At 64.8% G+C, this 11821-nt stretch carries 10 protein-coding genes; 4 read left to right on the forward strand and 6 right to left on the reverse strand.

Features of this window, described 5'->3' with window-relative positions:
• Positions 1-41: 41 nt before the first annotated feature.
• A complete protein-coding gene (locus BB934_RS22955; RefSeq protein ID WP_099511764.1) occupies positions 42-929 on the forward strand; it encodes a YicC/YloC family endoribonuclease in 888 nt (295 codons plus the stop codon).
• Positions 919-1584: a guanylate kinase gene (gene gmk / locus BB934_RS22960; RefSeq protein ID WP_099511765.1), complete on the forward strand. Its 666-nt coding sequence runs from the start codon at positions 919-921 to the stop codon at positions 1582-1584. Before BB934_RS22955 ends, gmk begins: the two co-directional genes overlap by 11 nt.
• Positions 1585-1596: 12 nt before the next feature.
• On the opposite strand, the gene BB934_RS22965 is transcribed toward gmk, so the two are convergent.
• The 6 genes from BB934_RS22965 to lptF form a co-directional block, all read right to left on the reverse strand.
• Positions 1597-2709, reverse strand: a complete 1113-nt coding sequence (locus BB934_RS22965) for a D-alanine--D-alanine ligase family protein (protein ID WP_099511766.1) — start codon at positions 2707-2709, stop codon at positions 1597-1599.
• Positions 2710-2815: 106 nt separating this feature from the next.
• Positions 2816-3676, reverse strand: a complete 861-nt coding sequence (gene rsmA, locus BB934_RS22970; protein WP_099511767.1) for a 16S rRNA (adenine(1518)-N(6)/adenine(1519)-N(6))-dimethyltransferase RsmA — start codon at positions 3674-3676, stop codon at positions 2816-2818.
• A complete protein-coding gene (gene pdxA, locus BB934_RS22975; RefSeq protein WP_173909486.1) occupies positions 3673-4695 on the reverse strand; it encodes a 4-hydroxythreonine-4-phosphate dehydrogenase PdxA in 1023 nt (340 codons plus the stop codon). Before pdxA ends, rsmA begins: the two co-directional genes overlap by 4 nt.
• Before the next feature lie 15 nt (positions 4696-4710).
• Complete coding sequence (locus BB934_RS22980) at positions 4711-7239, reverse strand: LPS-assembly protein LptD (protein WP_099511768.1); 2529 nt, start codon at positions 7237-7239, stop codon at positions 4711-4713.
• Between the two features lie 36 nt (positions 7240-7275).
• Positions 7276-8361: an LPS export ABC transporter permease LptG gene (gene lptG, locus BB934_RS22985; RefSeq protein ID WP_099511769.1), complete on the reverse strand. Its 1086-nt coding sequence runs from the start codon at positions 8359-8361 to the stop codon at positions 7276-7278.
• A 2-nt stretch (positions 8362-8363) separates the two neighbouring features.
• Positions 8364-9524: an LPS export ABC transporter permease LptF gene (gene lptF / locus BB934_RS22990; protein WP_099511770.1), complete on the reverse strand. Its 1161-nt coding sequence runs from the start codon at positions 9522-9524 to the stop codon at positions 8364-8366.
• Positions 9525-9851: 327 nt separating this feature from the next.
• Between lptF and BB934_RS22995 the strand changes: the two genes are divergently transcribed.
• Both BB934_RS22995 and BB934_RS23000 read left to right on the forward strand, forming a co-directional pair.
• Complete coding sequence (locus tag BB934_RS22995; protein ID WP_099513156.1) at positions 9852-11342, forward strand: leucyl aminopeptidase; 1491 nt, start codon at positions 9852-9854, stop codon at positions 11340-11342.
• Positions 11343-11358: 16 nt separating this feature from the next.
• Positions 11359-11811, forward strand: a complete 453-nt coding sequence (locus BB934_RS23000; protein WP_099511771.1) for a DNA polymerase III subunit chi — start codon at positions 11359-11361, stop codon at positions 11809-11811.
• The last annotated feature ends 10 nt before the right edge of the window (positions 11812-11821 follow it).

The following is an 11821-nucleotide window of genomic DNA, read 5'->3' on the forward strand; positions in this document are numbered from 1 at the left end:
ATTATGGTCGCGCCGATTTTCATTCCGTTCGAGGTTAGCGCATGTCCATTGCGAGCATGACCGGCTTTGCCCGCGAGGCCGGCGTCACCGGGGCCTATCAATGGGCCTGGGAACTCAAGACCGTCAACGGACGCGGGCTCGAGGTCCGCGTGCGGACGCCCTCGGGTCTCGATGCGGTGGGCGAGGAGGCGCGCGGGCAGATCCTCAAGGCTCTCACCCGGGGCCAGGGCCAGCTCAACCTGTCGCTCAGCCGGTCCTCCTCCGCGCCCAAGCTGCGCGTGAACCAGGACGTGCTGCAATCGCTCCTGTCCGCCCTCGGCGATCTCAAGCTGCCGGACAACGTGAATCCGGCTTCCCTCGATGGCCTCCTGGCCGTGCGCGGCGTCGTCGAGCTGGAAGACGATGCCGCCGATCCGGCACAGGACGAGGCGCTGGTAGCAGCCTTGAAGGCAGGCGTCGGCGCGCTGATCGAGGCTCTGAAGGCCGCACGGCTGAAGGAAGGCCTGGCCCTGTCCGGCGTCCTCGGCCAGCAGCTCGACGTGATCTCGCGTTTCGTGGACGAGGCCGAGGCGTCGCCCGCGCGCCAGCCGGATGCCATCCGGGCCCGTCTCGAGGCACAGATCGCCGAGCTCGTCGACGGTAAGTCCTCTCTCGACCCGGCACGTCTGCATCAGGAGGCTGTCCTCATCGCAGCCCGCGCGGATATCCGCGAGGAGCTCGACCGGCTGCGCGCGCATGTGGATTCGGCGCGGGAATTGCTGCAGGAGGGAGGACCGGTCGGCCGGCGCCTCGATTTCCTGGCGCAGGAATTCGGGCGCGAGGCGAATACCCTGTGCGCAAAGGCGAATGATGTCTCCCTGTCGCGGATCGGGCTTGAATTGAAGGCCGTGATCGAGCAATTCCGCGAGCAGGTTCAGAATGTGGAGTGATGCGGTGAGCCAAGATCCGAAGCCTCTTGTCGGCCGTCGCGGCCTCATCCTCATCCTGTCGTCGCCCTCGGGTGCCGGAAAGACCACGCTCACCCGCAGCCTCGTGGAGGAACAGGCCGGCGTGCTTTCGGTCTCCGTCACCACGCGCCCCAAGCGGCCGTCCGAGATCGAGGGCAAGCACTATCACTTCATCGACGAGAAGAAGTTCATCGCCATGCGCGATCGCGACGAGCTTCTCGAATGGGCCGAAGTTCACGGCAACTTCTACGGCACCCCTCGGGAGCCTGTGGAGCAGACGCTCGCCGCCGGCCAGGACATGGTCTTCGACATCGATTACCAGGGCACCCGCCAAGTGCGGCAGAAGCTGCCCGAAGACGTGGTGACCGTCTTCGTCCTGCCGCCGAGCTTCAAGGAACTGAAGGCGCGGCTCGAGCGCAGGGCGGAAGACTCGCCCGAGGTGATCGCCAAGCGCCTCGCCAATGCCCGCATCGAGATGGAGCGCTGGGTCGAGTACGACTACGTGATCGTCAATGAGGATCTCGGCCGCTCCTTCCAGAGCCTGAAGGCGATCCAGGCCGCCGAGCGCCTGAAGCGCGACCGCCTCGTCGGTCTGTCGGACTTCGTCGAAGGCTTGCTCGCCGAGAAGGTCAGCTGAGCCTCTTGCCTCCTACACCAGGGCAAGCGCGTTGCGGCGTTCGCGACGGGCGATGGCGTGCCCGATCAGCACCTCCATCAACTCGCTCTGCGGCAGGCCTCCGGCCTCCCAGAGCTTCGGGTACATGCTGATCGCCGTGAAGCCTGGCAGGGTGTTCACCTCGTTGACGAATAGGCTTCCTTCGTGCTTCGGGTCGACGAAGAAGTCGACGCGCGCCAAGCCCTCGCAGCCGAGAATCTTGAAGGTTTCAACCGCAAGCGCCTGGATGCGCTCAGCCTGATCGGCGGAAAGTTCTGCGGGTATGCGCAGAAGGGCGCCGTCCGCATCAATATACTTGGCGTTGTAGCTGTAGAAGCCGTGGCTGTCGGACGGAACGATCTCGCCGAGCGGCGACGCGCGCACCTCTCCGGCGGCATCCTCCAGCACCGAGCATTCGATCTCCCGCGCTCCCGCGACGCTGCGCTCCACGAGGAGCTTGCCGTCATAGCGGAAGGCGCGCTCGCAGGCCTGATCGAACTCCTCAGGCGAAGAGGCGCGGGACACGCCGACGGACGAGCCCATATTGGCCGGCTTGATGAACAGATCCGGCGTGCCGAGGGCGTCGACCGCCGCCCGGTAATCGATCCGGCTGCGGGGCGTCAGCGTGAGGAAGGGAACGACCGGCAGGCCGCTGTCGCGCAGGAGGCGTTTGGCGATATCCTTGTCCATGCCGGCAGCGGAGCCCATCACGCCCGAGCCGACATAGGGAACGTTCGCGAGTTCGAGAAAGCCCTGGACCGTGCCGTCCTCGCCGTTCGGTCCGTGGAGGACGGGCACGATGGCGTCGAGACGAAGCGTCCTTGCCTCCGCGCTGCCATCTAGAACGATCATGTCGCCGCCACCGCCGGGGAGAAGGGCGACCCGCGGTGCTCCAGGCGGAATCTCCAGGGACTTGGCGCCGCGTCCCGCGCCATTGACGTTGTCGCAGAGGACCCAGCGCCCATCCCGTCCGATGCCGATGGGGACGATGTCGTAGCGGTCGGGATCGAGGGCGCGCAGGACGTTGGCGGCCGACAGCTGCGAGACCTCGTGCTCTGCAGAGCGTCCCCCGAACAGAAGCCCGATCCTCTTGCGCGGCTGCGACATGCCTGCCTTCTCCTCTCACAGCCGGACAGGGCTGCTCACCTCATGCACGGCGATCATTGGATATGCGCAGTTAAGGTCTCATGAAGAGAGCGAAACTGTGGCCAATTCAGTCCGGAAAGCCGCGAGCGGCATCCCATGCATTGGCCAGCGCCACAAAGCCTTCCACGGGGACATTTTCCGCACGGATCGTCTCGTCGAGGCCGGCCGCCGCGATGATCCCGGCCGGATCGGGAGCGATGGATTTGAGGCTCTGGCGCAGCATCTTGCGGCGCTGCCCGAAGGCGGCGCGGGTCACGGTCTCCAGGGCGGCGATGCGGCAGGGCAGCGGGTCGGGGCGCGGGGTTAGGTGGACGATGCTCGACGTGATCTTGGGCGGCGGCACGAAGGCCGAGGGCGGCACGTCGAAGAGAATGCGCGACTCCGTCCGCCAGCCGCAGAGAACGCCGAGACGGCCGTAATCTTTCGGGTCGCTCTCGTCAGCCACGATGCGCTCGGCGACCTCGCGCTGGAACATGAGCGTGAGCGAAGCCCACCAGGGCGGCCAGTCCTCGCCGGTGAGCCAGCCGGTGAGCAGGGCGGTGCCCACGTTGTAAGGCAAATTGGCGATGATCCTGACGAGCCCGTCGCCGACCAGGGGACGCGGATCGAATTGCAGCGCATCGGCCTCGATCACCTCGAGCCGGCCGGGATAACGCTCTGCGACCTCGGCGAGCGCCGGCAGGCAGCGGGTGTCGCGCTCGATGGCGATCACTTTTTTCGCCCCCGCGGCGAGGATCGCCCGCGTCAGGCCGCCCGGTCCCGGGCCGACCTCGATCACGGTCGCGTCCTCCAGCGGCCCGGCGGAGCGGGCGATGCGGCTGGTCAGGTTGAGGTCGAACAGGAAGTTCTGGCCGAGCGACTTCTTGGCCATGAGCCCGTGGGTGCGGACAACCTCGCGTAGGGGGGGGAGGTCGTCGATCTGGCTCATGGGCTCTGCGTTCCCGCACCCAGGCGGGCGGCGAGCTTGAGGGCGGCCATGAGGCTGTCGGGCCGGGCGATCCCCTTGCCCGCGATGTCGAAGGCCGTGCCGTGATCGGGCGAGGTGCGCACGAAGGGAAGCCCGAGGGTCACGTTGACCGCCTCGTCGAAGGCGATGGTCTTGATCGGGATCAGGGCCTGGTCATGATACATGGCCAGCGCCGCATCGTAGCGGCTCCGGGCTCTGGCATGGAACATGGTGTCCGCGGGCAGGGGGCCGGTCACTTCGATGCCGTCCTGGCGCAGGATCTCGATGGCCGGGACGATGATGCGGGCATCCTCCGTTCCCATCGCGCCATTCTCGCCCGCATGCGGATTGAGGCCGGCAAGGGCGAGCCTCGGCTGCGCGATGCCGAAGCGCTCCCGCAGCTCCCGCGCGACGATCCGGCCGGTCAGGACGATCAGGTCCGTGGTCAGGGCAGCAGGCACATCCGCAAGGGGGATATGCACAGTCACGGGAACGACCGCCAGCTGTTCACTCCAGAGCATCATCACCGGGTGATAGGTTTTTCCGTCCCCCTCGGAGGCAAGAGCGGCGAGAAACTCCGTATGGCCGGGATGCCGGAAGCCGGCTTCGTAGAGCACGTGCTTGGCGATGGGATTCGTCACGACGGCCGATGCCGAGCCCGCGCGAACCAGACCCACCGCCGTCTCGATGGCTTCGATGACGGATGGCGCATAGGCCGCGTCTGGCCGCCCCGGTGCCGCGGAAACGGATGCCTTCAAAGGGATCACGGGAAGTGCCTTGGAAAAGGCGGCTTCGATCTGGGACGGCTCCACAGGCGCGATGGGGACCGTCCAGCCATATCCCTGCGCGATACGCGCGATATGAGCGGGATCGGCGAGGAGGGCGAAGGGAGGCAGAGCTTCGCTGTCGCGCTGAAGCCAGGCTCTCAGGCTCAGCTCCGGGCCGATCCCGGCGGGATCGCCCTGGGTAAGCAGGAGAGGGCGCAGATTCAAGCCTGCCACCGGGCCTCGACCCCGTCATTCATCGCTGGTGCCGCTGAGATTCTGACTATAGCCCACTTCGCCCAGCGACCGGAATTCGAGGCTGAAGGCGATCGTGTGGTTCTGGTTCTTCTCACCCGAGGTCTGGGTCACTTCGCGAGGGGTGACGCTGTAGACGAGCGAGAAGGTCGTGCATTCGTCCATATAGCCCAGGCCGAAGGACAAGCCGCTGACATAAGCGACGCTATCCTGGTCGTAGATGGCCGTCGCCGGATTGATGGCATATTGGGTGGCGAAGGTTTCGCGAGCCAGTAGGTAGCGGTCGAGGTCGAGCAGGACCGAGCCCGTGACATACCAGTTGGGCGAGATATCCCAGCGCGCGCTGCCGAGCAGGCCCTCGCGGCGGAGCGGGAACCCGATGGCGGGCTGCGCCTCATAGCGCGCATAGGTCAGCGAGGTCGAAACCGGCAGGTACGGGTTGAAGTTTGCCCGTACGCCCGCTTCGAACCGGTTGAGGTCGAAGTCCTCGTCGTCGAAGCGCGCCCGCGTCACGAGAGCAAAATTCGCATTCGGCGCGATCTGGAAGCGGCCGACGTAGTCGGAGGCCCGCGTGTCGAGACCCGACTCAAGACCCACATTGGCGAGATCGGGCTGTCGGAACGAATTGCGGCCGGCGAGCTGGTGAGACTGGCCGAACAGGACGTTGGCGTAGAAGTCGTCGGCGCCGGTCACCGTATATTGCACGCCGATATTGGCGCGCACGCCGCCCTCGACCCGGTCGTAGCCGGAGAACTTGTCCCAATCGAACAGGGAGGTGTCGTCGAACACGAGGCTCTGGGCATCCTCGTTGGGAAGGCGGCCGACTCGGGTCTCGTTCGGGCGGGCGATCACTTGGGCGATCGGCTCCAGGATCTGCTGTCCGGAGGTCCCGATGCTGCCGATGAAGGGGAAACGATACTCGACGCCCACAGCCGGCATGACGCGGAAAAGATAGTCGTCTTCCCCATCGATGAAGTTCGCGAGCTGCGGATTTTGATATCCGTTGAAATCCGGAGCAATCCAGAAATTATCGGCCCTGACATAGGCGAAGGGTGTCCAGACCTGCCCAATCGGGTCGACGAACTCGCGCCGCCAGGATGCCGTCACCGAGGCCCGGGAGGTGGAGCCGCTGATGCCGCGCACGAGGCAGGAAGCCCGGTCGAAGATGATACAGGTCTGGGCGACGCCGAAATAAGTTGTATTCGCAACCGACAGCGGATCGTACTGCGCCGCCTCGCGGCTGAGGCTGGTCACGTTCACGTCGAGGGCGAATTCGCCGCCGACGGTCGGGGGGGTGAAACGCTTGTTGTAGTCGAGGACCGGAGCGACGATCGGCTGCTGCTTCTGCCAATCGTTGCTGGACAGGGTCTGGAAATAATAGCCCCGCACGTCGAAGTAGGACCGATCGCCCTGGCCCTGGAGGAAGAGGGTCGAGATCGATTCCTTGACGTAGTACGAGCTGAGGCTCTCGCTGCGGATCTTGTAGTTCGACAGGAACCACTTGTCCGACAACAGGGCGATGTCCCAGCCCCAGCGCCAGTTCTGGTTGATGTAGAAGAGGCCCGTCGTCTCGAGCGAGCCGCGGAAGTCGCGGTTGCCTGCGCCATAGGGGCTCGCGAGAAAGGCCTCGGGCTCCCGCTGCGAAATGCCGGCCGCCCGCACGTTGTAGGTACCGTTCTCGAGCCGGTGGCGCCATTCGACCTGGCCGAGCACGCCCTGTCGGCTCAGGAAGGCCGGGGCGATTGTGAGATCGTAGTTCGGCGCGATCGCCCAGAAGAACGGGACGGATGCGCCGTATCCGATCGAGGACGAGTAAATGTAGCGCGGCGACAAGAAGCCCGTCTTGCGCTTGACCGTCGGATCGGGGGTCCAGAAATACGGCAGGTAGGCGACCGGGATGCCCAGAAGCTCGAGGGTGGCATCCTCGTAATAGATCGTCCGCTCGCTGTTGTTATGGATGATCTTGGCGGCTTTGACCTGCCACAGCGGGGGGCGTTCCGGATTGTCCTTGCAGGATTCGCAGGCCGTGTATGTGCCGCGCTCGAAAGTCGTGGTCTCTCCCTCGGCCCGCTCGGCGCGGGGGGCCGAGAAGCGGGTCGTGAGAGGACGGCCCTGCTCAACCGAGGTCTGAACCACTCTGAGCGAGTCGATGAAGCCGCTCTTGAAGTCGTCCGTCAGCTCGAATCGGTCGCCGGTTGCCACGGTCCCGTTGGCGTCCGTCAGCCGGGCATTGCCCTCGGCGAAGACGCGGCCGGTGTTGCGGTCATAGGTGACCCGGTCGGCCTGCAGGGTACGGCCCTGGTAGTTCATCTGGACGTCGCCGGCCGCGGCGATGGTGTTCCGGTCGTTGTCGTAGACGATTTCCTTGGCGTCGACGAGAAGGCGGTCCTGGCCCGAGCCTGCTTGGGCGCGCGCGCCGATGGCCTCGTTCAGTGTCGCCTGGGCGAGGGCCGGCATAGACCCAGCGGCATAAAATATAGCCGCTGCGACCGCAGACATTGCGATCGTTGTCTTAAGCCGCCGCATCCCCACTCCTTCAAAACACATTCTTATCGAGAACGATCAGCCGTCCTCTTGATACAATAATGCCAAGGTCCCCAGCAGACTGCCTACTACAGCAGGGAACCAGGCCGCAACAAGCGAGCTGATGATTCCCGAAGCCCCAAGCTCCGCCATAAGCTCAGTGGCGACATAAAGCACGAACCCGGCTGCGACGCCACCCAGAACCATTATGGCTACACCACCAAATCGAAAGAATCTTAACGATACGGATGCGGCCACAAAAACCATGGCGATGAACAGGAGCGGGCGAGCTAAAAGCAGATCATAATGAAGGGCATAGGTGGTGGTATTGAGATCCGCCTGCTTCATCTGGCTGATGGTTTCCTTGAGGTCCCAGAAGGGGACCGCATCGGGGTCGACGAAGCTCTGTCGAACCTGCGAGGGTTGAAGGGTGGAGGCGATCAGGTAGCGGTCGTGGGTTTGAGGCTCCTCGGTGGCCGAGAGGATCCTCGCCTCCTTCAACTCCCAGAAGCCGTCGTGCAGGGCCGCTTCCTTGGCCTCGACCCGGTGGGTGAAGGCTCCTGCATCGTCGAAGGCATAGACCGTCACCCCGAAAAGGGTGGCCGAGTCGATGGCCGAGCCGTTGGCGCGGAAGATGGCTTGCCCGTCCTGGCTCCTCTGCCGGATCCAGATGGGCTTTTCCCGGGTCTGGACGTTGCGCGAGAAGATCTGAGATTCCATGGTCGAGCCGCGCTGCTTCAGCGTCGCGGAGACCGGGTTGTAGACCGTGACGGAGAGGATTCCGATCAGGAGCGCAATCAGGAGCCCGGGCTGCAGGAACTGCCAGGCGGAAATGCCGGCAGCTCTTGCCACCACCAGCTCGAGCTTGCGGCTGAGCTGGAGGAGGGCGGCCATGCTGCCGAACAGGACCGCGAAGGGCATGACCTGCTCGGCAATGGCTGGCGTCCGGAACAGGGCGAGCTGCGCGATCGCTCCGGTCGTGGCGCCCGGGGCATCGCCCGCCCGGCGCATGAGCTCCACGAAGTCCAGGGTATAGACAAGCGTGAAGACAGTCGCGAAGACCAGGAAAATAGTCTTAAGAAACTGTCGCGAGAAATAGGCACCGAGAGTGCGGCCGATCAGCATGGTCAGGCCTTCTGGGGTGCGGGTGAGCGCGACGGGATCAGGTTGCGGATCGCCGCATGCAGCCTGGTCTGGGCCGACCGCATGGCAGGTCCCTTCAGGATCAGCAGCAGGCTGACAAGGATGCCGGCCAAGGGCACCCCATAGATCGCCACCACGGCAAATGGCGTGCGCGCGACGGCACTCGACGCGGCGAAGCCGAGAATTCTCATGAGCACGATCGCTACGACGGCGCCGGCGATGGCAATGCCCCGCCCCTGGCGGGTGGTGCGGGCCTCGCCCAATCCGACGAAGGCAATCATCATCATGGCCAGCGGATAGAGCCAGGAGGACAGGCGGTCGTGCAGTTCGGCCCGGAAGCGCCCCCGCTGCTCCTGGTAGAGAAGCTCGTTCTTGTCGGGGAAAAGGAGCTGGGTCGTGCTCCGCTCGCGTGGCTTGTAGACGACGTCGCCTCCCTCCTTGTTGAAGGCCGACAGGTCGACGGCATAGCGCTCGAAGGCGACGATGGACGAATCGCGGCTGTTCGGCTCCTTGCGCTGAACGCTGCCCTTCTGCAGCACGAGATAGGCGTTTCCGTTCTGCTCGACGGTCTGGCCGCGCTCGGCGAGATAGACGATGGCTTTGTCCTTCTCCCGCAGATCCTCCATGAAGATCCCGAGCAGCGAATCCCCGGACTTCTCCCGGTAGTGGAAGGTGAAGCCGTTCTCCAGCGTGATGAACTGGCCTTCCTTGGCCATGGTCCCTACGAAATCCGCCCTGATCTTCGTGAACAGCAGCCGGAGCTCCTGGAAGCTCGCAGGCATGAGATAGATCGAGATGACCCCCACGATGAGGCAGACGAAGGTGGCCAGGGCCAGGAAGGGCCGCAGCAGGCGCTGCGGCGGCATGCCGCCGGCGCTCATGACGATCAGTTCGGAATCCCCGTTCAGCCTGTTCAGCGTGTAGAGGGTCGCCAGGAACAGGGCGACCGGCGCGATCACGCTGATGAGGGCCGGCAGGGACAGGCCGGTCACCGTCAGGAAGATGAAAAGCGTCTGCCCCTTGCCGGTCAGAAGGTCGAGCTCGCGAAGGGCCTGCGTGATCCAGATGACGCCCGTGAGGGCGACCAGGCACGCGGCGAAGGCACTGAATGTGATTTTCAGGATGTATCGTTCGAGAAGTGTCATGAAGCCCTTCGCCCCCGGGCGATAAAGCCCTGGGTATCGTGTCATATGATCTCAGGCAAGACGGCCGTTTTCAACAGCCCGAGATTGCGCCGATTTGACGGCAGCTTCCCCGTGCCCGCAAGCGTCGGACCCAAAAGTGGATTGCGCTTTTGGGATCCATCCGATGCTTCTTCCTTAATTTGCGTATCGTTGACAGCGAAAAACCGGCCCACTTTTCCGCGCGATACGCTTTTGCGCAATATGATATATGTCCCAGCTATCGCGCGGCATGCCTGCGCCGCAGCCGGCCCGAAGACCGGCAATCTGCATCGAAACAAAGAGGATTTCATGGCCGAAAGCTTCAAGATCGACTTCCAAGGCCCTGGCAAGGTCGAGTCCGGTGATCTCATCGTGTTCGTCGGGGAGGACCTCAAGCCGACGCCCGCCGTCGCCAAGCAGCTCGGCGCGAAGGCGGTCGATCTCATCGCCAAGGCTGCGGCGGCCGAGAATTTCAAGGGCAAGGCGAAATCGGCCATGTCCATCGTCGTCCCGGCCGGTCTGTCGGTGGATCGGCTGATCGTGGTCGGAATCGGAGGCGAAAAGGACCGGGCAGCCCTGGATTTCGTCCAGCTCGGCGGCCTGGTCGCAGGCAAGCTGAACGGTAAGCTCGCGACGGTGGTCCTCGATCTGCCCGGGACAACCATCGCGCCGGATGCGGTGGCCGACATGGCCCTCGGCGCTCAGCTGCGCCGCTACAGCTTCGACCGCTACAAGACCAAGAAGGATGACAACGGCTCCAAGGGCGCGGGTCGTCTCGTGCTGAGCGTGGCGGATCCCGCTGCGGTCAAGAAGGTCTACAAGGCGCGCGAAGGCGTCCAGCAGGGCGTGATCATCGCCCGCGACCTCGTCAACGAGCCGCCGAACGTGCTTGGCCCTCAAGAGTTCGCCGCCCGCGCTCAGGCCCTCACCAAGCTCGGAGTCGAGGTCGAGATCCTCGACGACAAGGCGATGAAGAAGCTCGGCATGCAGGCTCTTCTCGGCGTGGCGCAGGGCTCCGTGCGCGGCGGCCGGGTCGCCATCATGCGCTGGAACGGCGGCAAGGCGGGCGACCAGCCCATCGCCTTCATCGGCAAGGGCGTGGTGTTCGATTCGGGCGGCATCTCGATCAAGCCCGGCGCCGGCATGGAGGACATGAAGGGCGACATGGCGGGCGCAGCCTGCGTGGTCGGCCTCATGCATGCGCTGGCAAGCCGCAAGGCAAAGGCCAACGTGGTCGGCGCCATCGGCCTCGTCGAGAACATGCCGGACGGCAATGCCCAGCGCCCGGGCGACATCGTGACCACCATGTCCGGGCAGACCATCGAGATCATCAACACGGACGCCGAAGGCCGTCTCGTCCTTGCCGATGTGCTCTGGTACGTGCAGGACCGGTTCAAGCCGAAATTCATGATCGATCTCGCGACCCTGACCGGTGCGATCCTCGTGGCGCTCGCTCAGGAATATGCCGGCCTGTTCTCGAATAACGACGACCTCGCCGAGCGCCTCTCAGCCGCCGGCAAGGCGACCGGCGAGCGCGTCTGGCGCATGCCGCTCGGGCCGGAATTCGACAAGATGATCGAGTCCAAGTTCGCCGACATGAAGAACTCGGCCGGCCGCTTCGGCGGATCGAGCACGGCGGCGGCGCTGCTCCAGCGCTTCGTCAACGACGTGCCTTGGGCGCATCTCGACATCGCCGGCACGGCCATGGGCTCGCCGGCGACCGAGATCAACAAGGGCTGGAGCTCGGGCTGGGGCGTACGCCTCCTCGACCGGCTCGTGCGCGATCATTACGAGGCGTGATGGTGACGACGCACGCATGACCGAGGTCCTTTTCTACCACCTCCAGCATCAGCCGCTTGAGGCCGTGCTGCCCACGCTCCTGCAGAAGACGCTGGAGCGGGGGTGGCGCGCGGTGGTGCAGGTGACGACCGAAGAGCGCATGTCCGCACTCGACGATCATCTCTGGACCTTTACCGACGAGAGCTTCCTGCCGCATGGAACCGATCGCGAGGCCCATGCCGCAGACCAGCCCATCCTCATCACCCTGTCGAGCGAGAACCCCAACGGCGCCTCGATCCGCTTTCTCGTGGAGGGCGCCGATCTTCCCGCGGACATCACATCCTACGAGAGGCTGGCGGTTCTCTTCGACGGCAACGACGTCCAGGCGCTCGCCTTCGCCCGCGACCAGTGGCGTGCTGTGAAGGAAGGCAGCCACGACGCGACCTACTGGCAGCAGGACGAGCGCGGACGCTGGCAGCGGAAGGCGTGAGGCGCGCCTG

Origin of the sequence: Microvirga ossetica (assembly GCF_002741015.1) — a bacterium.
GTDB classification, from domain to species: domain Bacteria; phylum Pseudomonadota; class Alphaproteobacteria; order Rhizobiales; family Beijerinckiaceae; genus Microvirga; species Microvirga ossetica.